The organism is Streptomyces sp. NPDC020807, assembly GCF_040641575.1.
Classification (GTDB): domain Bacteria; phylum Actinomycetota; class Actinomycetes; order Streptomycetales; family Streptomycetaceae; genus Streptomyces.
Map to the genome: position 1 here is coordinate 155,929 of NZ_JBFADU010000011.1, position 21,480 is coordinate 177,408.

Annotated in this window: 19 protein-coding genes; 16 read left to right on the plus strand and 3 right to left on the minus strand. The window is 72.1% G+C overall.

The features are described from left to right. The first annotated feature begins 130 nt into the window (after positions 1-130). From AB0G79_RS18780 to AB0G79_RS18800, 5 genes are read left to right on the plus strand one after another with little or no spacing between them, the layout of a single operon-like run. Positions 131-1,150, plus strand: a complete 1,020-nt coding sequence (locus AB0G79_RS18780) for a sugar ABC transporter substrate-binding protein (RefSeq protein ID WP_360807695.1) — start codon at positions 131-133, stop codon at positions 1,148-1,150. Next, positions 1,147-2,214: an ABC transporter permease gene (locus AB0G79_RS18785; protein WP_360807696.1), complete on the plus strand. Its 1,068-nt coding sequence runs from the start codon at positions 1,147-1,149 to the stop codon at positions 2,212-2,214. The genes AB0G79_RS18780 and AB0G79_RS18785 overlap by 4 nt, the downstream gene beginning before the upstream one ends. Continuing rightward, positions 2,211-3,020, plus strand: a complete 810-nt coding sequence (locus AB0G79_RS18790; RefSeq protein WP_360807698.1) for an ATP-binding cassette domain-containing protein — start codon at positions 2,211-2,213, stop codon at positions 3,018-3,020. The genes AB0G79_RS18785 and AB0G79_RS18790 overlap by 4 nt, the downstream gene beginning before the upstream one ends. 57 nt (positions 3,021-3,077) lie before the next feature. Further along, positions 3,078-4,283 carry an ROK family glucokinase gene (locus tag AB0G79_RS18795; protein WP_360807700.1) on the plus strand — a complete coding sequence of 402 codons (1,206 nt, stop codon included), beginning with the start codon at positions 3,078-3,080 and terminating at the stop codon, positions 4,281-4,283. Then, positions 4,280-4,858 carry a hypothetical protein gene (locus tag AB0G79_RS18800; protein WP_360807702.1) on the plus strand — a complete coding sequence of 193 codons (579 nt, stop codon included), beginning with the start codon at positions 4,280-4,282 and terminating at the stop codon, positions 4,856-4,858. Before AB0G79_RS18795 ends, AB0G79_RS18800 begins: the two co-directional genes overlap by 4 nt. A gap of 7 nt (positions 4,859-4,865) precedes the next feature. Here the strand turns inward: AB0G79_RS18800 and AB0G79_RS18805 are convergent, their stop codons facing one another. From AB0G79_RS18805 to AB0G79_RS18815, 3 genes are all read right to left on the minus strand, one after another. After that, positions 4,866-5,738 carry a DUF4436 family protein gene (locus tag AB0G79_RS18805; RefSeq protein ID WP_360807704.1) on the minus strand — a complete coding sequence of 291 codons (873 nt, stop codon included), beginning with the start codon at positions 5,736-5,738 and terminating at the stop codon, positions 4,866-4,868. 44 nt (positions 5,739-5,782) lie between these two features. Continuing rightward, positions 5,783-6,964 (minus strand): agmatine deiminase family protein, encoded by a 1,182-nt coding sequence (locus AB0G79_RS18810; RefSeq protein WP_360807706.1) that lies wholly within the window; start codon positions 6,962-6,964, stop codon positions 5,783-5,785. A 163-nt stretch (positions 6,965-7,127) separates the two neighbouring features. Then, positions 7,128-7,679 (minus strand): TetR/AcrR family transcriptional regulator, encoded by a 552-nt coding sequence (locus AB0G79_RS18815; RefSeq protein WP_360807708.1) that lies wholly within the window; start codon positions 7,677-7,679, stop codon positions 7,128-7,130. A 142-nt stretch (positions 7,680-7,821) separates the two neighbouring features. Here AB0G79_RS18815 and AB0G79_RS18820 point away from each other — a divergent pair, with 142 nt between their 5' ends. From AB0G79_RS18820 to AB0G79_RS18870, 11 genes are all read left to right on the plus strand, one after another. Continuing rightward, positions 7,822-9,387: a serine/threonine-protein kinase gene (locus AB0G79_RS18820; protein ID WP_360807710.1), complete on the plus strand. Its 1,566-nt coding sequence runs from the start codon at positions 7,822-7,824 to the stop codon at positions 9,385-9,387. Positions 9,388-9,584: 197 nt separating this feature from the next. Beyond that, positions 9,585-10,745, plus strand: coding sequence for an agmatine deiminase family protein (locus tag AB0G79_RS18825; RefSeq protein ID WP_360807712.1), 1,161 nt, complete (start codon positions 9,585-9,587; stop codon positions 10,743-10,745). Between the two features lie 250 nt (positions 10,746-10,995). Continuing rightward, on the plus strand, positions 10,996-11,577 hold the full coding sequence (locus AB0G79_RS18830) for a helix-turn-helix domain-containing protein (protein WP_360807714.1): 582 nt from the start codon (positions 10,996-10,998) through the stop codon (positions 11,575-11,577). Positions 11,578-11,954: 377 nt separating this feature from the next. Continuing rightward, positions 11,955-12,968: an agmatine deiminase family protein gene (locus AB0G79_RS18835; RefSeq protein WP_360807716.1), complete on the plus strand. Its 1,014-nt coding sequence runs from the start codon at positions 11,955-11,957 to the stop codon at positions 12,966-12,968. A gap of 246 nt (positions 12,969-13,214) precedes the next feature. Then, positions 13,215-14,909 (plus strand): ABC transporter substrate-binding protein, encoded by a 1,695-nt coding sequence (locus tag AB0G79_RS18840; protein WP_360807718.1) that lies wholly within the window; start codon positions 13,215-13,217, stop codon positions 14,907-14,909. Then, positions 14,906-15,865 (plus strand): ABC transporter permease, encoded by a 960-nt coding sequence (locus AB0G79_RS18845; protein ID WP_360807720.1) that lies wholly within the window; start codon positions 14,906-14,908, stop codon positions 15,863-15,865. Before AB0G79_RS18840 ends, AB0G79_RS18845 begins: the two co-directional genes overlap by 4 nt. Next, positions 15,862-16,761 (plus strand): ABC transporter permease, encoded by a 900-nt coding sequence (locus AB0G79_RS18850; RefSeq protein ID WP_360807722.1) that lies wholly within the window; start codon positions 15,862-15,864, stop codon positions 16,759-16,761. The genes AB0G79_RS18845 and AB0G79_RS18850 overlap by 4 nt, the downstream gene beginning before the upstream one ends. Beyond that, a complete protein-coding gene (locus AB0G79_RS18855; RefSeq protein WP_360807724.1) occupies positions 16,758-17,762 on the plus strand; it encodes an ABC transporter ATP-binding protein in 1,005 nt (334 codons plus the stop codon). The genes AB0G79_RS18850 and AB0G79_RS18855 overlap by 4 nt, the downstream gene beginning before the upstream one ends. Next, a complete protein-coding gene (locus tag AB0G79_RS18860) occupies positions 17,755-18,576 on the plus strand; it encodes an ABC transporter ATP-binding protein (protein ID WP_360807726.1) in 822 nt (273 codons plus the stop codon). Before AB0G79_RS18855 ends, AB0G79_RS18860 begins: the two co-directional genes overlap by 8 nt. 149 nt (positions 18,577-18,725) lie before the next feature. Beyond that, entirely contained in the window at positions 18,726-20,177 is a 1,452-nt protein-coding gene (locus AB0G79_RS18865) for a cytosine permease (RefSeq protein WP_360807728.1), read from the plus strand. Between the two features lie 81 nt (positions 20,178-20,258). Continuing rightward, positions 20,259-21,428, plus strand: coding sequence for an agmatine deiminase family protein (locus AB0G79_RS18870; protein ID WP_360807730.1), 1,170 nt, complete (start codon positions 20,259-20,261; stop codon positions 21,426-21,428). The last annotated feature ends 52 nt before the right edge of the window (positions 21,429-21,480 follow it).

The window sequence follows — 21,480 nt, forward strand, 5'->3', positions numbered from 1 at the left end:
TTCAGGACGCCACCCGCGCCCCGTGGGCACCGCCGACCCGGACACCGTGGGCAGCCCCCTGACGAACACGGAGACCCCCATGACCGATACTGCAATGCACGCAGAAGGAGACAAAGGAGGGCACGGCCTCGTGACCAGGCTTCGTTCAGGAGGGGTGCGGGCCGTCGTCGGCACCGTGCTCGCGCTCGCGCTCACGGGAGCGCTCGCCGGGTGCAGCAGCACCGGTGGCAAGCGGGCGGAGGACGCCCGCAAGGCCGCCGCCGCCCAGGGAAGGGCGGCCGTCGACACCCCCCGCTGGACCTTCGCCATGGTCACCCACTCCGGTGACGGCGACACCTTCTGGGACATCGTCCAGAACGGCGCCAAGCAGGCCGCCGTCAAGGACAACATCAACTTCCTCTACGCGCACAGCGACGAGGCCCAGCAGCAGGCCCAGCTCATCGACTCGTACGTGGCCAAGGGCGTCGACGGCCTCGTCGTCACGCTCGCCAAGCCCGACGCGATGAAGGCCTCCGTCGAGAAGGCGGTCAAGGCCGGCATCCCGGTGATCACGGTGAACTCGGGCGCCGAGCAGTCCAAGGCCTTCGGCGCCCTCACCCACATCGGCCAGGACGAGGCCGTCGCCGGCGAGGCCGTCGGCGACGAGCTGAACGGGCGCGGCAGGAAGAAGGCCCTCTGCGTCCTGCACGAGCAGGGCAACATCGGCCACGAGCAGCGCTGCGCCGGGGCGAAGAAGACCTTCGACGGCGAGCTCGTGAACCTGTACGTCGACGGCACCAACATGCCCGACGTCAAGGCGTCCATCGAGGCGAAGCTCCAGTCCGACAAGGCCGTGGACGCCGTCGTCACCCTCGGCGCCCCCTTCGCCGACGCCGCCGTCCAGGCCGCGAAGAGCGCGGGCAGCAAGGCCGAGGTCGACACCTTCGACCTCAACGCCAAGGTCGCCGCCGCCCTCCAGGCCGGGACCCTCGGCTTCGCCGTCGACCAGCAGCCGTACCTCCAGGGGTACGAGGCCGTCGACCTGCTCTGGCTCTACCGCTACAACGCCGACGTCCTCGGCGGCGGCAAGCCCGTCCTGACCGGCCCCCAGATCATCACCAAGGACCAGGCGGCCGAACTGGAGCAGTACACCGAGCGGGGTACCCGATGAGCAGCTCCACGGCGCCGCCGCCCGCACCCTCGGACGGCGTCGACCACGTCGACGAACGGCTCCTGCGGACGACCCCGCTGAAGAAGCTCCTCGCCCGCCCCGAGCTCGGCTCGGTGGTCGGCGCGATCGCCGTCTTCGTCTTCTTCGCGGTCGCCGCCGACAGCTTCCTGCGCCCGGCGAGCCTCGGCACGGTCCTCTACGCGGCCTCGACGATCGGCATCATGGCCGTCCCGGTCGCGCTCCTGATGATCGGCGGCGAGTTCGACCTCTCCGCGGGCGTCCTCGTCACCAGCTCGGCGCTGGTCTCCTCGATGTTCAGCTACCAGATGACGGCGAACGTCTGGGTCGGCGTCGGCGTCTCGCTGCTCGTCACCCTCGCCATCGGCGTCTTCAACGGCTTCATGCTGACCCGCACCAAGCTGCCCAGCTTCATCATCACGCTCGGCACCTTCCTCATGCTGACCGGCCTGAACCTCGGCCTCACCAAGCTGATCAGCGGCACCGTCTCCACGAAGTCCATCGCCGACATGGAGGGCTTCCCCTCCGCCCGCAAGGTCTTCGCCTCCCAGCTCACCGTCGGCGGCGTCGAGCTCAAGGTCACCATCCTGTGGTGGCTCGGCCTCGTCGCCCTCGCCACCTGGATCCTCCTGCGCACCCGCTTCGGCAACTGGATCTTCGCCGTCGGCGGCGGCGCCGACGCGGCCCGCGCGGTCGGCGTCCCGGTCTACCGGACCAAGATCGGCCTGTACATGGCCGTCGCGTTCTGCGCCTGGATCGCCGGACAGCACCTGCTCTTCTCCTTCGACGTCGTCCAGTCGGGCGAAGGCGTCGGCAACGAGCTGATCTACATCATCGCGGCCGTCATCGGCGGCTGCCTGATCACCGGCGGGTACGGCTCCGCCATCGGCTCGGCCGTCGGCGCCCTCATCTTCGGCATGACGAGCAAGGGCATCGTGTACGCCGAGTGGAACCCGGACTGGTTCAAGTTCTTCCTCGGGGCGATGCTGCTTCTCGCGACGCTCCTGAACGCCTGGATCCGCAAGCGAGTGGAGGCCACCAAGTGACGACGCGACCCGTGGCCGAGACCGCAGCGCCCCTCGTGGAGCTCGTCGGCGTCAGCAAGTACTACGGCAACATCCGCGCCCTCGAAGGCGTCTCCCTGGAGGTCCGCTCCGGCGAGATCACCTGCGTCCTCGGCGACAACGGCGCCGGCAAGTCCACCCTCATCAAGATCGTCGCCGGGCTCCACCGGCACGACGCCGGCACCTTCCGCATCGAGGGCGAGGAGGTCACCCTCGCCAACCCGCGCGACGCCCTCGACCGGGGCATCGCCACCGTCTACCAGGACCTCGCCGTCGTCCCCCTCATGCCGGTCTGGCGGAACTTCTTCCTCGGCTCCGAGCCCACCAAGGGCGCGGGACCCTTCAAGCGGCTCGACGTCGACCTCATGCGCACCACCACCCGCGAGGCCCTGCTCCGCATGGGCATCGACCTGCGCGACGTCGACCAGCCCATCGGCACCCTCTCCGGCGGCGAACGGCAGTGCGTGGCCATCGCCCGCGCCGTCCACTTCGGTGCCAAGGTCCTCGTCCTCGACGAGCCGACCGCCGCCCTCGGCGTCAAGCAGTCCGGCGTCGTCCTCAAGTACGTCGCCGCCGCGCGTGACCAGGGCCTCGGCGTGGTCCTCATCACGCACAACCCCCACCACGCCTACCTCGTCGGCGACCGCTTCGTCCTCCTCAAGCGGGGCGTCATGGCCGGCAGCCACACCAAGGACTCCGTCACGCTCGACGAGTTGACCCGCCAGATGGCCGGCGGCAGCGAGCTGGAGGACCTCCGCCACGAGCTGGAACGGCCCGCCGCGACGTAGCCCGGCTCCCGGCGACAGCACGGCCCCCGCACCCCCCACCTGGCAGAATCGGAGCCGATGAGTACCTACCGTGACCGCACGCTCCCCCAAGCTCTGCGAGCAGGGGGCACCCCCGGCGGCTCCGCCCGCGGCACCGTGCTGCGCACCGTCGGGACCCGGGAGCGCCGCTCCCACCTGACGGCGCCCCGCGTACCGACCGTCGGCATCGACATCGGCGGTACGAAGGTGATGGCCGGGGTCGTCGACGCGGACGGCAACATCCTGGAGAAGATCCGCACCGAGACCCCCGACAAGTCCAAGAGCCCCAAGGTCGTCGAGGACACCATCGTCGAGCTGGTCCTCGACCTCTCCGACCGGCACGACGTGCACGCGGTGGGCATCGGCGCGGCCGGCTGGGTCGACGCCGACCGGGCCAGGGTCCTCTTCGCCCCGCACCTCGCCTGGCGCAACGAGCCCCTCCGGGACTCCCTCCAGGGACGCCTGGCCGTCCCCGTCATGGTCGACAACGACGCCAACACGGCAGCCTGGGCCGAGTGGCGGTTCGGCGCGGGACGCGGCGAGGACCACCTCGTCATGATCACGCTCGGTACGGGGATCGGCGGCGCGATCCTGGAGGACGGCCAGGTCAAGCGGGGCAAGTTCGGCGTCGCCGGCGAGTTCGGCCACATGCAGGTCGTCCCCGGCGGGCACCGCTGCCCCTGCGGCAACCGCGGCTGCTGGGAGCAGTACAGCTCCGGCAACGCGCTGGTCCGCGAGGCCCGCGAGCTGGCCGCCGCCGACTCCCCGGTGGCGTACGAGATCATCGAGCGGGTCAAGGGGCACGTCCCCGACATCACCGGACCGCTCATCACCGAGCTGGCCCGGGAGGGCGACGCCATGTGCGTCGAGCTCCTCCAGGACATCGGCCAGTGGCTCGGCGTCGGCATCGCCAACCTCGCCGCCGCCCTCGACCCCTCCTGCTTCGTCATCGGCGGAGGCGTCTCCGCCGCCGACGACCTGCTCATCGGGCCCGCGCGGGACGCCTTCCGCCGCCACCTCACCGGCCGCGGCTACCGTCCCGAGGCCCGTATCACCCGGGCCCAGCTCGGTCCCGAGGCCGGGATGGTCGGCGCCGCCGACCTCGCCCGGCTCGTCGCCCGCCGCTTCCGCCGCGCCAACCGGCGCCGGGTGGAGCGGTACGAACGGTACGAGCGGTACGCCCAGGCCCTGCGCAGCGGGACCCAGGGCAAGGCCCCCCGTACCCCCGAGGAACCTTCTTCATGACCACGCAGCACCCGTCCCCCCAGCCCCGACGACGACCCGAGAAGATGCCGGAGGACCGGCGGCACATGATCCGACGCCGCTGGCTGACGGCCGTCACGATCGTCCTCCTCGTCGGCATCCCCGCCGGCTACCTCGTCATCTCCGCGGGCCAGAGCCGCGACAGCGGGCGGGTCAAGGAGCTGGAGGCCTCGGCCTCCGGGCTCCAGACCAACCGGCCGTCCTCCATGAAGCGCCGGATCTTCGAGGTCCCGGTCCCGTGGGACGCCTGGGCGGTCAAGTACTACGAGACGAGCAACTGGAAGACCAGCCGCTTCTACGCCGAGTTCACGACGGACGCCGTCGGCCTCGACGTCTTCCTCGGCGAGGCCGGCACCTCGCGCTCGGCGCTGACGCCCGGCCTCAACCCCATCGGGGAGAAGGCCGTCGAGATCACCGGCTGGAAGTTCGCCGAGGGCGCGGTCTGGCAGGGAGTCACCGTCAACCGCGAGAAGCCGCGCCCGACCACCGACATCGCTGTCGACATGACGGACCCGGCTTTCCCGAAGGTCTACGCGGTCTCGACGACCAGCCCCTAGGGGGTGTCTAGACGGGGTCGGCCGCTTCCGCGCGCTCGGCGCGGAAGCCGGTGACGACCACCGTGACCAGGCAGAACGCGACGACCGTCTCCGCCCAGAGGAACGCGATCCAGTCCAGCAGGCTGCCGATCGGCGGCTGGCCGGGGGCGGTGTTGCGGAAGGCCGCGAGGGCGAAGAGCGTGGCGGCCATCCAGCCGAGTGCGGGCCAGGTCAGGCCCTTGCGGCGGGTGACCAGGAACCAGGCGCCGGTGAGCACCGCGATCGCGAGCGCCCACATCGCCAGCATCATGAAGACGGCGAAGACGAGCACGCTGTTGGACCGGCCGAGGCCGACGTCGAAGACGGCGGTCCCCTCGTCGGCCGTGGCGTCCACGGAGGCGGCGAAGAGCGCGTCGTTGTTCTTCAGCGTCATGCGGACCGGGACCTCCCGGCCGCCCTGGGTCGCGCTGAACTCGATCGCCGCGTCGTAGGCGTCGAAGGGGTAGTCCGTGATCGAGCCGCCCGTCAGCGTGACGGGCAGGTCCCGGCTGGAGATCCGGCTGTGCGCGGGGAAGGACAGGTCGCCCTTGATCGAGGCCGAGGTCTGGAGCGTCAGGTCCTCGGTGGGGGAGAGGCCCCCCGCCTCGGCCAGCTCGCCGCGCGGGGTGACCTGGACGCGCAGGAGCAGCTCCCGGGCGGCGGCGTCGACGCGCTGGACCGTGGCGGCGACGTCCACCCGGTCGGGAGCGGTGCCCCCGGCCTCGTACACCGTGTCGAGGGCCTGGCGCTCGCCGTACTGGAGCCAGGCGCCCAGGACGACGGCCGCCATGATCGCGCAGCCCGCGAGCACGGCGGGGAAGCGCCGGGCGCGGGTCGACTTCTGGCGTCGGCTGGTGGACACGGGACTCCTCGGGTTGTTCGGTGGGGTGCGGGTGGGCGCGGCGGTCAGTCGACCGGCCTGCCGGGCTCGTCGTGGGTGGCGCAGTGGATGCCGCCGCCACCGGTGGCGATCGTGTCGATGGAGATCTGCACGACGTCCCGCTTCGGGAAGTGCTCCTGGAGGATCCCCCGCGCCCGGTCGTCGGCCTTCCGGTCGCCGAACTTCGGCATGTAGACGGCGTCGTTGCCGATGTAGAAGTTGGCGTACGTCGACAGGAAGTCGTCGCTGTAGCCGGTGATCCGGTCGGGGTCGGGCTGCGGCAGGTCGATGACCTCGAAGGACCGGCCGCGGGCGTCGGTCGCCTCGGCCAGGACGTCCGCGGCCTGGTCGGAGGAGCGCGACCAGGAGTCGGCGGGCGTACCGGGGAAGGCGCGGTCGAGGAGGACGACGCCGGGGGCGGTGAACCGCACGAGGCTGTCGATGTGGGCGTCCGTGATGTCCTCGCCCCGCACGCCCTTGAACCAGATGACCTTCTTGACGCCCAGCGTCTCCTTGAGCTCGGCCTCGATCCGGTCGCGGCTCTTGCCGGGGTTGCGGTTGTCGTTGACGAGCGAGCTCTCGGTGACGAGGAGCGTGCCCTCGCCGTCGGTCTCGAAGGAACCGCCCTCGGCGACGAGGGGCGCGTCGATCCGGGGGACGCGGTAGCGCTTGAGGAGCCGCTCGCCGACGGTGGCGTCGTTCGTGTGGACCTGCTTGCCGCCCCAGCCGTTGAAGTGGAAGTCGACGCCCTCGACCCTGCCGCCCTGCTCGACGAAGACCGGGACGGTGTCCCGGGCCCACAGGTCGTCGACGGCGAGAGGGATGACCTCGACGTCGTTCCCGCAGGCCTTCTGGGCGGCGCGGAGCTGGTCGGGCCTGGCCATCATGACGACGTACTCGTACCCGGCGACGGCCCGCGCGACCCGCGCGATGTCCTGGCGCACGTACGGGAGGTCGTCCTCCCAGACGGACTCGAGCGCGGGCCACGACATGAACGTACGGGCGTGGCTCTCCCACTCGGCGCCGAAGCGGCGGTCCGTCCCGGGGGAGGAGGACGGGCGGGTCGGGGTCGGGGTCGTGCCGGCGCCGGTGCCGGCGGCCGAGGCGTCCGGGTCGCCGGGACCGCAGGCCGCGGCGCCGAGGGCGAAGGCCCCGAAGCCGGCGAGGGCGCGCAGCGCCGTGCGGCGGGAGGGCGGGAAGTCGAGCATGGGGGGTCTCCGATCGTGAGCCTGCGGGACCGCGGGGTCGTGGGGAGCGCGTGGCCCGGTAACAGCGTGCACGCACCGGCCCGGGAAACCCGGGCACCGTCAGGGCGGATACGGCCTTTCGTGTCCACACTCTGGCACTGACTGAAAATTCAGTCAACTTTGGTCACCGGGTGAGGCGGTCGATCTCCAGGGCGACGGCCTCGCTCACCAGCTCGCGCGCGTGGGCGAGCGGCAGCGCCCCGCTCAGCCAGCGCGTGCTGAGCCCTTCGAGCAGGCCGGTGAGCCGCTCGGCGGAGGCCGTGAGCTCGGGCGCGGGGATCGTGGGCTCGATCCGGCCGAGGAGGTCGGCGACGTCGTGGATCCAGGCGAGCGTGGCGCGGGCCAGGTCGGCGCGGAGCCCGGGCTCGAAGATCGCGCTCGCGCGCAGCTCCCCCCAGGCGGTGCTGTTCTCGCGGACCTCGGGGGCGTCCTGGAACTCCAGGAGCAGGGTCTGCTCCAGATCCTGCCGGGCGTCCCCCTCCGCGCCCTCCTCCTCGCCCGCCGTGTACCGGTCGGCGCGGTCGCTGATGAACTCCAGGGTGTGCCGCAGGGTGCCGGCCCGGTCCTTGAAGTGGTAGTAGATCAGGGCGGTGGACACCCCGGCCTCGGCCGCCAGTTCCTCCATGCGCAGTCCGCGCACCCCGCGCCGGGCGATGACCCGGGCGGCGCCTTCCAAGATGGCCGTTCTGCGGTCCGTCCCCACGTGATCCCCTCCTGGTGGTCTCTATCGGCAGTGTCGCATATTGACTGAATCTTTAGTTAGATACACGATGCGGCCGATGCTTTCCGGCCGGTCTCCTCGTCGAAAGAGCCCCCGCATGTCCGCTCAGCTCCCCGGAACCCAGCCCGCGCACACGGCGCTGACGGCCGACGACCCCCGCGAGATCGGCGGCTACCGCCTCCAGGCCCGCCTCGGCGCGGGCGGGATGGGGGTGGTGTACCTGGCCCACACGCCCGGCGGGCGGCCGATCGCGCTGAAGGCGGTGCGGGACGAACTCGCCGGCGACCCCGAGTTCCGGATGCGCTTCGCGCAGGAGGTCGCGAGCGCCGAGCGGATCCACGGCCTCTTCACCGCGCAGGTCGTCGCCTCGGGCGTGGACGCCCCGACCCCGTGGCTCGCCACCGCGTACGTCCCCGGGCCCTCGCTCCAGCAGGTCGTCCAGCGGCACGGCCCGCTCCCCGTCCGCACCGTCCTGCTCCTCGTCGCCGGGATCGCCGAGGCCCTCCAGGCCATCCACCGGGCCGGGGTCGTCCACCGCGACCTCAAGCCGGCCAACGTCCTCATCGCGGAGGACGGCCCCCGGGTCATCGACTTCGGCATCGCGCGCGCCGCCGACGCCGGAGCGCTGACCGGCACCGGCCTCCGGGTCGGCACCGCCGCCTTCATGGCGCCCGAGCAGGCCCTCGGCCGACGGGTGTCGGAGGCGACCGACGTCTTCGCGCTCGGCGCCCTCGTCGCGTACGTGTCGAGCGGGCAGGCCCCCTTCGGCGCGGGCCCGGAGTCGGCGGCGCTCTACCGGGTCGTCCACGAGCAGCCGGACCTCGCGGGCATCCCGTACGAGCTGCGCGACCTGGTGGTCTGGTGCCTGGCCAAGCGGCCGGAGGACCGCCCGACCACGGACGAGCTGATCGCCGCCGTGCACCGGCACCCGCTGGTGGGGCCGCGCCCGGAGTTCGGCGAGGGGTGGCTCCCGTCGCCGGTCAGCAGCGAGGTCGCGGGCAGGGCCGCACCGCCGGTCCCGGTCCACGCGCAGCCGACGGCGGCGACGCCGGCCCCGGTCCCCGGCCCCACGCCGACACCCACGTTGGCGCCGACCCCGGTTCCGAGTCCGGTTCCGGTCCCGGCACCGGGGTCGGCCCGGGCCGTGCCGGCGCGAAGAGCGCGCAGGCGCGGGCGCCGGAGGGCCCTGACCGTCGTCCTGGCCGTCTCCGCCCTGGCCCTGACCGGGGGAGCGGTGCACTACGTCGCCTCCCCGTCGGGGGAGTCCGCCGCCGAGGCCCCGGTGACGTACGTCCCCGGCCGGGCTGAGGTCGAGCTGACCGCCCCCGACAGCACGTACGAGTTCGACCTCGGGACCGGGAAGGTCGTCCCGGCGGACACGGCGACCTGGTACCTGGCCCGCGACCGCGCCGAGTTCGTGCTGCCGGAGGACAGCGACGCCTTCGTCGCCACCGGGTACGAGCTCGGCCCCGCCGACTGCGTCAAGGGCGTCGAGACCGAGCCGGTCACCTCCGTCGCCTTCGCGGACGTCGCCGACGAGCGCCCGTTCTGCCTCCGCAGCGCCGACGGCAAGGAGCTCGTCGTCGTCCACCTCGTCGAGGCGCGGCCCGACGGCGGCGCCGTGACGGCGGTCTTCACCCACTACCGCGCCGCGACCCCGTGACGGCTCCCAGCGGGTGACACGCCGGTCGGGCCGGGCTCGCGGTGTCCGGCCCGAGACACCCCCTAGGAGCTTCCTCCACACCTCGCCACGCCACCCGCGTAGACCATGCCGCAGCATTGACTGAATTTTCAGTCTGCGACAGCATGCGGCACAGCGGAGGACTTCCCGCCTCCCCCTCCCCCCCTCAGGAGAGTTCCATGGACACGCCCATGACGTCCCGGCGCCGACTGCTCCAGGTCGGGGCCGCGGCGCTCCCGCTCGCGGCCCTCGGCGCGGCGCTCCCCACGGTGGCCCGTGCCGCCACCAGCCCCTCCGGCGCGACCCTGCGGATGCCCGCCGAGCACGACCGCCACGTGCGCACCTTCATGGCCTGGCCCGCCCTGTCGTCGATCTGGTCCACGCAGCTGACCGGCGTCCGCCGCGACATCGCGCGGGTCGCCCACGCGCTCTCCCGCTACGAGCCCGTCACCGTCCTCGCCCGGCCGACCCAGGCCGCCGACGCCCGCTACGAGTGCGGGCCGGGCGCGTACTTCGGCATCGAGGTCGTCGAGATCCCCGTCGACGACCTGTGGATACGGGACTTCGGCCCGACCTTCGTGGTCGCCCCCGGGGCCGTCGCCGGTGTCGACACCAACTTCAACGGCTGGGGCAAGACCGGCACCCCGTACGCCCAGCCCTACGCCAACGACGCCGCCGCGGCCGCGACCCTCCTCGCCGAATGGGGCCTCCCGCGCGTGCGGGCCGGGTTCGTCGGCGAGGGCGGCTCCCTGGAGACCGACGGAGAGGGCACCGTCCTGGCGACGGTCAGCTCGCTCGTCAACGCCAACCGCAACCCGGGCATGAGCCAGGCCCAGGTCGAGCAGGCGATGAGGTCGGCGCTCGGCGCCGACAAGGTGATCTGGGTGCCGGGCCTCGCCGGCCAGGACATCACCGACTGCCACATCGACTGTCTCGCGCGCTTCGTCGGCCCCGGTCGCGTCATCCTGGACCAGCCCGGTCCCCGCACCGACCCCAAGTGGGTGGCCGTGTACGAGGAGACGAAGAGGATCCTGCAGGGCGCGACCGACGCGAAGGGCCGACGCCTGGCGATCACCGAGCTGCCCGGCCCGGACCGCCGCTACATCCGCGGCACCGGCACCGCCTTCCTCTCCAGCTACACCAACTACTACACGGCCAACGACGCCGTGCTCGTGCCGCACTTCGGCGACTCGTACGCCGACGACACCGCGTACAACATCCTGCGGGCCGCGTACCCCGGCCGGACCGTGGTCCAGCTGAACATCGACAACATCGCGAGCGGCGGTGGCGGCATCCACTGCGGCACCCAGTCGCAGCCGGTCGTCCCGCCCGCGGTCTGACGGACCGCCGCCGAACCGACGTGCCGGCCGCCGCACCCCAGGCGGAGGCCGGCACGTCCCCCCGGGCCCGGCCCGCGTCCGATCCCCCGCGGCGCGAGCCGGGCCCTTCCGTACACCCAGGAGTCCCCGGAGTCCTCGGAGCCCCGGAGTCCCCGGAGTCCCCGGAGTCCCCGGGGTCCCGGAGTCACGCGGTCCTTGATGGCGGGGGGAGGCGCGCCACCCGCGCGGGAGGCCCGGTAGGGTGCGGACCATGGCGTCTCGCAGCACTCAGATCCTCGAAGCCGCCGCCCGGGTGATCGCCCGGCGCGGGGTCCGCGGCCTGCGCGTGGAGGAGCTGGCCGCGGAGGCGGGCGTGTCCACCGCGCTGATCTACTACCACTTCAAGGACCGGACGGGCATCCTCCGAAAGACCCTGGAGTTCATCAGCGACCGCGCCGACCGCTACACGACCGAGCGCGTTCCCGGCGCCGAGCCGCTCAGCCCGCGCGAGGAGCTCGACCAGACGCTCCTGCTCGAACTCCAGGACACCACCGAGGTCCGCGAGAACAGCAGCGCGTGGGGAGAGCTCCGGGCCAGCGCCGTCTTCGACGAGGTCCTCCGCGAGGACCTCGCCCGCGCCACGCTCACCTGGGTCCAGGAGGTCGCCGCCCTCCTCGGCCAGGTCAGGCCGATGGCCCCGGCCGTCGGCCTCGCCGCCGCCGCCGAGCGCCTCACCGCCCTCCTGGAGGGCCTCAGCATGCGCTGGCTCAGCGGCACGCTCCAGATCTCCCACGCCAGGACCCTGATGAGCGAGGCGATCGAGGCGGAACTCGACCGCCTCGCCAAGCAGTAACCGCCTCGCCAAGCAGTAGCGGCCTTCCCCCTTCCGCCGCCGCCGGGGGACCCGCGCCCCCGCCGGGGTCCCTCGCGGCGATCGGGGGACCCCCGCCGCCGTCGGCGGCCCCGGCGCGGCACCTCGACCCGCGCTTTCGGTCGGCCCGACCCCGTGTTCCTTCGCGCTGCGGTGACGCCACCACTCCCAACTGATGTTTCAGTCGGTGTGCGGCTCGAATCGGCCCAGCGCCTGAGATCCCGGCACGTCCTGCCTCTTGACTGAATTTTCAGTCGGGAGGAGGATGCTGTTCACACCGCGTACCCGTCCCGCGCATCACGCCAGGCAGAGCCGGCCACGCCGACGGGTACTTCTGGCGAAACGAAGAGAGACCCGAGATGACTGCATTCCGTATGCCCGCCGAGTGGTCCGCGCACGAGGGGACCCTCATGGCCTGGCCCGTCAGGGAGGACCTGTGGGCCGGCGTGCTGGACGACGTCAAGGAGGAGTACGCGAACGTCGCCCGCGCCGTCGCCGCGTTCGAGCCCGTGACCATGGTCGCCCCGCCCGGCCACGGCGACGACGCCCGGAAGCACTGCGGCGACGGCGTCACCGTCGTCGAGCTGGCCCAGGACGACTCCTGGTTCCGCGACTCCGCCCCGCTCTTCGTGCTCGACGCCGCGGGGAACCGCGCCGGCGTGGACTTCCGCTTCAACGCCTGGGGCCGCAAGCACCACCCGTACGACTCCGACGACCACGTCAGCGCCCTGATCCTGGAGCACCTCGACATCGACCGGATCGCCTCCGACATGATCCTCGAAGGCGGCGCCGTCACCGTCGACGGCGAGGGCACCCTGATCACGACCGAGCAGTGCCTCCTCCACCCCAACAGGAACCCGGGGATGGACCGGGACGCGATCGAGACCGAGCTGAGATCCCGCCTGGGCGTCGAGAAGGTTGTCTGGCTTCCGTACGGAGGTCTGCTCGACACGGAGACCGACGGCCACGTCGACGGCGTCTGCGCCTTCGCCGCGCCCGGCAAGGTCGTCGTCTCCCTGCCCGACGACCCCGCACACCCCGACTACGCCCGCATGCGCGCCAACCGGGCGGTCCTGGAGGCCTCGACCGACGCGCGGGGCCGGTCGTTCGAGATCGTCGACGTCCCGCAGACCGCCTTCGCCGAGGTGGCCGGCACCGAGGTCGAGGTCTCGTACCTCAACTACTACGTGGCCAACGGCGGCGTCGTCGTCCCGGTGGCCGGCGTGCCGCAGGACGAGGAGGCCCTCGCGGTGATCGCCGCCGCGTACCCGGGCCGCGAGGTCGTCGGCGTACGGGCGCACGCCATCGCGTACGGCGGTGGCGGGGTCCACTGCATCACGCAGCAGATCCCCGGGGTCCCCGCCACCGCCTGACCCGGGCGGCCGTCGACCCCGGATCCCTCCCCGAACCAGCCCCCTCCCGGGGCCGGCGACCCCCCACCCCGTACGTCTCACCCCGTACGTCCCCACCCCGTACGTCCCGACCGGGTCCGTCCCCACCAGGTCCGTCCCGACCGGGTCCGTCCCCACCGGGTCCGTCCCCACCGGGTCCGTCCCGACGGATGTCCTGCCCCCTCGATCGACCCGCCCCGACCCCTCCCACGGAAAGCGAGCGCGACGATGACCACGCCCCCGCCCCCCGGCGCCAGACGCCCCCGCAGCAGGCGCGCCGCACGCGCCCGGATCGCCGCGACGACGGCCGCCCTGACCGCCCTCGCCGCCCTCGCGGCCTGCGCGGGCCCGCCGAAGAGCGGCGGCACCGGCACCGGCACGAACCCCGAGGCGAAGCTCTCCGCCACGACGCCGAAGGCCCGCGGCGAGATCGACTCCTTCACCTGGGCCCTCTACGCCGAGCCGCCCACCCTCGACTACACCCTCGCCTTCGACTACCCGCAGAACACCGTCCTCTCCAACGTCTGCGAGAGCCTCATGCGGTGGACGCCGCGGCTCACCCTCGAACCCGGCCTCGCCCGGAAGGCGTCCAACCCCGACCCGCTCACCTGGGTCTACGACCTCCGCGAGGGCGTCCGCTTCCACGGCGGCGGGACGATGACCGCCGACGACGTCGTCTACAGCCTCGGCCGCCAGACCGACCCGGACAACGCCGCCGCCTGGGCGCAGAACTTCCAGAACGTCGCCTCGGTCAAGAAGACCGGACCGCTCCAGGTCACCGTCAGGCTCAGGAAGCCCGACTCGCAGTTCCCCCAGTACATGGCCACCGCCGCCGGCGTCGTCGCCTCCAAGGCGGGCGTCGAGGCTGCCGGCAAGGACTACGGCACCAGCGGCGGCCTCGCCTGCACGGGCCCGTTCGAGCTCGGCACCTGGAACAAGGGCCAGTCGATCGAGCTGACCCGCTTCGACGGCTACTGGGGCACGAAGGCCAAGGCGGAGAAGGCCGTCCTCCGCGTCCTCACCGACCCCTCCGGCCGGACGAACGCCATGCTCAGCGGCGAGATCGACGGCGGGTACCTGATCCCCACCGAGAGCTACGGCCGACTGCGCGACAGCGGCGCCGGCACCCTCTACTTCGGCGAGGGCCTCAGCACCGTCAACGTCAACATCACGAACATGAAGGGCCCGCTCGGCGACGTCCGCGTCCGCAAGGCCCTCTCCCTCGCCCTCGACCGCACCGGCTTCGTCAAGGCCGGACTCGGGGGCGCCGGAACCGTCACCACCTCGCTCACCACCCGCGCCGCCTGGGCCCACGCCTCCGAGGCCACCCGCAAGGCCGCCTTCGACGTCCTCCCGCCCGCCACTCAGGACATCGAGCAGGCCAGGAAGCTCGTCCAGGAGGCCGGTGCCACCGGAAAGTCCCTGACCGTCGCGACCAGTTCCATCGGCCAGGACGTCTCCCTGCTCGCCACCGCCGTCCAGGCCGCCGGCACCAGGATCGGCCTGAAGATCAACCTCAAGACGATCGCCCCGAACGCCTTCACGGCGCTCTTCACCGACCCCGCGGCGCGCGAGGGCATCGACATGTTCCCGCTCACCTACTACGACTCGATCACCGACCCGCTGGACCTGCTCGTCAACTTCAAGACCGGCGCCTACATGAACTTCGCCGGCTACAGCGACCCCGCCTACGACAAGCTCGTCGACAGGGCCGTCGGCGTCTACGACCCCGAGGCCCGCGCGAAGATCGAGGCCGACCTCCAGAAGCGCGCCGTCGACCAGCTCCTGTGGATCCCGGTCGCCGAGTGGCCCACCGCCGTCTTCCTCAACAAGCGGATCACCGGCGCCCCCACCACCATCGCGTACATGTACTACCCGTGGGCCGCCGACGTCGGCGCGTCCGGCGCGGGAGCGGCACAGTGAGCTTCCTCAGATTCGCCGCACGACGGGTGGCGGAGATGGCCGCCACCCTGCTCGCCGCGTCGTTCGTGGTCTACGGCGCCATGTACCTGGCGCCGGGCAGCCCCGCGAGCTTCCTGCTCTCCGGCCGCTCCGCCTCGCCCGAGGCGCTCGCCGCGATCAACGCCCAGTACCACCTGGACGACCCGTTCCTCGTCCGCTACCTCCACTGGCTGGGCGGCATCCTCCAGGGGGACTTCGGCCGGTCCATCACGTACCGCACCGACGTCTCGCGCCTCCTCGCCGACCGGCTGCCGACCACCCTCCTGCTCGTCCTCATGGCGCTGCTCGTGGTCGCCGTCGTCGGCCTGCTCCTGGGACGGATCTCGGCGGTACGCGGCGGGCGCACCGACTCCGCCGTCCTCGTCGGCACCACCGTCGCCGTGGGCACCCCGTCGTTCGTCGCGGCCGTGCTGCTCCAGGGGCTCTTCGCCGTACGCCTCGGCTGGTTCCCCAGCAGCGGATCCGGCGAGGGCTTCGTCGACACGGTCTGGCACCTCACCCTCCCGGCCGTCGCCCTCGCGCTCTACCTCATCGGCATGCTGGCCCGGGTCACCCGGTCCGCCATGCTCGACGCCCTCGACAGCGAGCACGTCACCGTCGCCCGCAGCCGGGGCGTCCCCGAGCGCCAGGTCATCCGCCGCCACGTCTTCCGCAACTCCCTCGGCACCGTCCTCACCACCGGCGGCCTGATCGTCTCCACCCTCCTCGTCTGCACGATCCTCGTGGAGACCGCCTTCAGCATCGGCGGCGTCGGACAGCTCCTCGAACTGTCCACCACGACCAAGGACTTCCCCACCGTCCAGGCGATCTCCCTGATCATCGTCGCTCTCTTCATGACCGTGAACCTGGTCGTCGACCTGCTCCTCCCGCTCGTCGACCCGCGGATCACCCTCGGAGCGAGGAGCACCTCCGCATGACCACCACCCCGACCGCGCCCGGCACCTCCGAGGCGGGCAGCGCCTCCCTCGCCCTCACCCGTCGGCCCGGCCTCGCGAAACTCCGCACCGCCCGCTCCCCGCTCTACCTGGTCTGCCTCGGCGTCGTCGCCCTCGTCACCGCCGCCGCGCTCCTCGCGCCCTGGCTCGTGCCGTACGACCCCAACGAGGTCGACCTCGGGAACGCGCTCGCCGGACCCACCTCCCAGCACCCGCTCGGTGTCGACGCCGCCGGCCGCGACACCCTCTCGCGGCTCCTCCTCGGCGCCCGCACCTCCCTCCTCGGTCCCCTCGGTGTCGTCGTCTTCTCCACCCTTGCCGGAGTCGCCGTCGGCATGACCGCCGGCTGGCGCGGCGGCCGGATCGACGCACTCCTCTCCCGCAGCACCGAACTCGTCTTCGCGTTCCCGGGCATGCTGCTCGCGATCCTGATCATCTCGGTGTACGGGGAGGGGCTCCTCGCCCCCGTGATCGCGCTGTCCGTCGCCTACCTGCCGTACGTCAGCAGGCTCACCCGCTCCCTCGTCCTCGCCGAACGCGAGCGGCCGTACGTCAGCGCCTACCGGGTCCAGGGCCACTCGGCGCTCCAGATCTGCCTGCGCCACGTCCTGCCCAACATCGCGCCCGTCGTCCTCGCCCAGTCCACCATCAACTTCGGCTACGCCCTCATGGACCTCGCCGGCCTGTCCTTCCTCGGACTCGGCGTCCCCGCCCTCACACCCGACTGGGGCCGCATGGTCTTCGACGGCCAGACCGCCGTCCAGCAGGGCTACCCGCTGTCCGCGATCCTGCCCTGCCTGTTCATCGTGCTCACCGTCGTCGCCTTCAACGTGGTCGGAGAGCGCTGGGCCGACCGCGTCGCCAGGAGAGACCGATGACCCCGATCCCGCCCCCGCCCGCCCTGGAGATCCGGGGCCTGCGCGTCACCCTGCCCGGGACGGCCAGGCCGGTCCTCGACGGCGTCGACCTCCGGGTCGCCGCGGGCGAGACCGTCGCCCTGGTCGGCGAGTCCGGCTCCGGCAAGAGCCTCACCTCGCGCAGCGCGCTGCACCTGCTGCCGCCCGGCGCCGAGGTCGAGGGCGCCGTACGCGTAAGCGGCGAGGACGTCCTCACCCTGGACGCCGACCGGCTCCGCGCCCTGCGCACCGGCACCGTCTCCATGGTCTTCCAGGACCCCCGCGCCGCCCTCAACCCCCTGCGCCGCATCGGGGATTTCCTCGTCGAGAGCGTCACCCTCACCGGCGCCATGACCAAGGAGGCCGCCGCCGCCCGCGCCGTCGAACTCCTCGAAGCCGTCGGCCTCGACGCCTCCGCGCTGCGCAGGTACCCCGGCCAGGTCTCCGGCGGCATGCTCCAACGCGTCATGATCGCGGCCGCGTTGATGGGCGACCCGGCCCTCGTCCTCGCCGACGAGCCCACCACCGCCCTCGACGTCACCACCCAGGCGGAGGTCATCGCCCTCCTCGCCGAGCTCCGCGCCCGCTTCGGCACGGGCCTGCTCTTCGTCACCCACGACCTCGACCTCGCCGCCGCCATCAGCGACCGCGTGTACGTCATGTACGCCGGGAGGATCGCCGAAAGCGGCCCGGCCGACGAGCTGTTCGCCCGGCCCCGGCACCCGTACACGGCCGCGCTCCTCGCCTCCACGCCCCGTCTGGAAGCCCCCCGCGGCAGGCTCGACGCCATCGAGGGTCAACCGCCGGACCTCCGGCAGGAGTTGAAGGGCTGCGCGTTCGCCGCCCGCTGCCACCTCGCCACCGGGCTCTGCGACCAGCAGGCCCCCGACCCGCGCCCCGCCCCCGGCCGCGCCGACCACCGCGCCGCCTGCCACCACAGCGCCCGCCTCGTCCCTCTCGAAGGGAGCCCCGCCGATGCCTGAGTCCCCCGACGCGGTACCGGAGAACGCGGCCCTGGAGGTCACCGGCCTCCACCGCGCCTACGGCGACGTCCGCGCCGTCGACGACGTCTCCTTCACCCTCCCCGAGGGCGGCTCCCTCGGCATCGTCGGCGAGTCCGGCTCGGGCAAGACGACCACCGCCAGGATCGTCGTCGGCCTGGAGCGCGCCGACGCGGGAGAGGTGCGGGTGCGGGGCCGGGCCCGCGACGCGCACGGGCGCGGCAAGGCCGCCCGCCTGGCCCGGGCCCGCGAGGTCCAGATGGTCTTCCAGGACCCCTACCTGTCCCTCGACCCCCGCACCAGCGTCGAACAGGTCCTGCGAGAGACCCTGCGCCTGCACTTCCCGGACGCCGACCACGGCCGGCGCGCCCGTGAACTCCTCGACCAGGTCGGCCTGGGCACCCGGGCCGCCGACGCCCGGCCCCGGCAGCTCTCCGGCGGCCAGCGCCAGCGTGTCGCCATCGCCCGGGCTCTCGCCGTGGAGCCCTCCGTCCTCGTCCTCGACGAGGCGGTCGCCGCCCTCGACGTCTCCGTCCAGGCGCAGATCCTCAACCTCCTCGCCGACATCCGCGAGGAGACCCGGATCGGCTACCTGTTCATCACCCACGACCTCGGCGTCGTCCGCTGCGTCACCGACGACGTCATCGTCATGCGCAGGGGCAGGGTCGTCGAGGCGGGCCGCACGGACGAGGTGCTCGCCGCACCCCGCCACCCGTACACGCGGCTCCTGCTGGAGTCGGTGCCCCGCCCGGGCTGGGACCCGGAGGCCATCGCCGCCGCCCGCCGCGCGCTCTGACCGGCCCGGCGCCGTGCACGTCGGCACGCATGCGCTGGACGAGATCCTGCTGAAAATCTCATCAGGCAATATTGTCCGCATCATTGACTGAAATTTAAGTCAATATCTAGGGTGAGCGCACTCGAACGCACCCCTGAACAGGAGCTCCCATGGGGCCTGCTGCCTCGCAGCCGCACGATTCCGCGACCCTCGCGGGCATCGAAACGCACTCGATCGACTGGGTGCCCCTCTCCGAACGGCACGGAAAGCCCTCGCACGTCGGGGCGATCTGGTTCGTCGGCAGCCTCAACCTCACCGGTCTCGCGACCGGTGTCGTGACGCTCTCCATGGGCGCCTCGCTCGTCTGGACGGTGGTCGCCACCGTCCTCGGCTCCCTCTTCGGGACCTTCTTCATGGCGTTCCACTCGGCCCAGGGCCCCCAGCTCGGGCTTCCGCAACTGGTCCAGTCCCGCCCGCAGTTCGGATACCTCGGCGCCGCGGTGACGGTCTGGGTCTTCGCCCTGGTCAACTACGTCGCCTTCAACACCTCGGACGCCCTGCTCTCCGGCCAGGCGATGAACACCCTCACCGGCATGCCCAACACGGTCGGGTACGTCCTCGCCGCGGCCGTCGCGACCGTGATCGCCCTGTTCGGCTACGAGTGGATCCACCAGCTGAACCGCTGGCTCACCTGGCCGTTCGTCGTCGTCACGGCCGCGATCACCGTCGCCGCCCTCTTCGGCGGAGGCCTCCCGGACGGCGTCTGGAACGCCGGCCCCTTCGAGCTCGCCCCGTTCATGCTCGTGTTCGTCTTCGTCGCCGGCTTCCAGCTGGGCTGGGCGCCGTACGTCTCCGACTACTCGCGGTACCTGAGACCCGACGTTCCCGTCCGAGCCACCTTCTGGTGGACCTACCTGCCGAGCGCGGTCTCCGGCATCTGGGTCTTCCTCCTCGGTGCCGTCGTCTCCGCCGGAGCTCCCGAGGGCGCCGACCCCGTCACCGCCCTCAAGCTGGCCGCCGACCGGCTGTTCCACGGCTTCGGCACGATCGCGGTCGTCGTCCTGCTCGTCGGTCTGCTCTCCATCATGGCGATCAACCAGTACGGCGGCAGCCTCACCATGATCTCGATCCTGGACTCCTTCAAGCCGGTCAGGCCGACGCGGCGGCTCCGCGTCGTGACGGTCGGGATCATGCTCGTGGCCGTCGGCACGGTCTCCACGCTCGTCGGCATCGACCAGTTCAACTGGTTCTTCGCCAACGTCGTCGTGGTCCTCACCTACCTCTTCATCCCGTGGACGGCCATCAACCTGGTCGACTTCTTCTTCGTCCGGCGCGGCCAGTACGTCGTCAGGGAGATCTTCAACCCGGACGGCATCTACGGCCGCTGGGGCTGGCGCGGCAACCTCGCGTACGCGATCGGTCTCGCCTGCATGGCCCCCTTCATGGTGATCACCGGCCTCTACGTCGGGCCGGTGGCCGACATCCTCGGCGGCGTCGACTGCTCGATCTTCGTCGGCCTGCCGGTGGCGGGCGCCCTCTACTGGGTCTTCGCCCGGAACCTCGATCTGGCCACCGAACGCCGGCTGGTCCGGGAGGAGGGGCTGCTGGACGAGCTCCACTGAGCGCACCGCGCGCACGACCCCGACCGCACGTCACGAGATCAGCACGTACCGGACCTTTCCTCGAGCCAGAAGGAGCACCACGTGAAGACCGAGCACGAAGGCGAACGTCCCGGCATCAGCCGCAGGTCCCTCCTCGCCCGCACCGGAGCCGTCGCCGCCGCCCTCGCGGCGGGGCCTGTCATCGGCGGCATCCAGCCGGCCATGGCCGCGACCTGGCGCGTCCCCGGCGAGGACGAGTACCACCGCCGCACCTGGATGGCCTGGCCGTCCAGCTACACGATCTGGGGCAACCTGCTCCCCAAGATCCAGGCCGACATCGCGAAGCTCGCCAAGGAGATCGCCAAGTACGAGCCGGTGACCATGTGCGCGGACGGCTCCACGGCCGCCTCGCAGGCCCGTACCGCGTGCGGCTCCACCGTGACCGTGATCAGCTCCGTACCCGTCTCCGACTGCTGGATGCGGGACACCGGCCCGCTGTTCCGCATCGACGACGCGGGCGGCCTCGACGCCGTCGGCCTGAACTTCAACGCCTGGGGCGAGAACGCCACGACCTTCTACGGCCTGCCGTACTCCGCGTACGACAAGGACCGCCTGGTCGCCGGCCGCCTCGCCGCCCACAACGGCGTCTCCTTCGCGAAGGCGTCCGTCGTGGGCGAGGGCGGCGGCGTCGAGTACGACGGCGACGGCACCCTCATGGCCACCGAGAGCTGCTGGGTCAACAGCAACCGCAACCCCGGCAGGACCAAGGCCCAGATCGAGGCCGAACTCCTCGCCCGCTTCGGCGCGCAGAAGATGATCTGGCTGCCCGGTGTGAAGGGGCAGGACGTGACGGACGGCCACATCGACGGCACCTGTCGCTACATCAAGCCCGGTGTGGTGATGGTGCAGCTCGCCGGAGCCGTACGGCCGGACGTCTGGACCGCCAACGCCCAGGCCATCCGCGACGTCCTGGTGAACGCCACCGACGCCAAGGGCCGCCGCCTCCAGGTCCTCACCATCCAGGGCCCGGACGTCCTGCCCCGCATCTCCGCGGGCAAGCAGGCCGACTTCCTCAGCTCGTACATGAACTGGACGGTGACGAACAACGCGATCATCACCACCCAGTTCGGCGACACGGCGAAGGACGCGGCGGCGAAGAACGCCATCGCCGCGGCCTACGGCCGGCCCGTCGTCCAGCTCAACCTGGACAACCTGTACGGCAACGGCGGTGGCGGCGCCCACTGCGTCACCATGCAGGAGCCCGCTCGCTGAGCGGGCTGAACAGACGCCCGGGTCCCGCGTGTGGTGCGGGACCCGGGTCCCC

Bases quoted from the DNA above. Each gene is read 5' to 3' on its own strand.
- AB0G79_RS18785 (WP_360807696.1), top strand. From the start codon at position 1,147: ATGAGCAGCTCCACGGCGCCGCCGCCCGCACCCTCGGACGGCGTCGAC.
- AB0G79_RS18795 (WP_360807700.1), top strand. From the start codon at position 3,078: ATGAGTACCTACCGTGACCGCACGCTCCCCCAAGCTCTGCGAGCAGGG.
- AB0G79_RS18800 (WP_360807702.1), top strand. From the start codon at position 4,280: ATGACCACGCAGCACCCGTCCCCCCAGCCCCGACGACGACCCGAGAAG.
- AB0G79_RS18810 (WP_360807706.1), bottom strand. From the start codon at position 6,964: ATGCTCGACTTCCCGCCCTCCCGCCGCACGGCGCTGCGCGCCCTCGCC.
- AB0G79_RS18820 (WP_360807710.1), top strand. From the start codon at position 7,822: ATGTCCGCTCAGCTCCCCGGAACCCAGCCCGCGCACACGGCGCTGACG.
- AB0G79_RS18825 (WP_360807712.1), top strand. From the start codon at position 9,585: ATGGACACGCCCATGACGTCCCGGCGCCGACTGCTCCAGGTCGGGGCC.
- AB0G79_RS18830 (WP_360807714.1), top strand. From the start codon at position 10,996: ATGGCGTCTCGCAGCACTCAGATCCTCGAAGCCGCCGCCCGGGTGATC.
- AB0G79_RS18835 (WP_360807716.1), top strand. From the start codon at position 11,955: ATGACTGCATTCCGTATGCCCGCCGAGTGGTCCGCGCACGAGGGGACC.
- AB0G79_RS18840 (WP_360807718.1), top strand. From the start codon at position 13,215: ATGACCACGCCCCCGCCCCCCGGCGCCAGACGCCCCCGCAGCAGGCGC.
- AB0G79_RS18850 (WP_360807722.1), top strand. From the start codon at position 15,862: ATGACCACCACCCCGACCGCGCCCGGCACCTCCGAGGCGGGCAGCGCC.
- AB0G79_RS18855 (WP_360807724.1), top strand. From the start codon at position 16,758: ATGACCCCGATCCCGCCCCCGCCCGCCCTGGAGATCCGGGGCCTGCGC.
- AB0G79_RS18860 (WP_360807726.1), top strand. From the start codon at position 17,755: ATGCCTGAGTCCCCCGACGCGGTACCGGAGAACGCGGCCCTGGAGGTC.
- AB0G79_RS18865 (WP_360807728.1), top strand. From the start codon at position 18,726: ATGGGGCCTGCTGCCTCGCAGCCGCACGATTCCGCGACCCTCGCGGGC.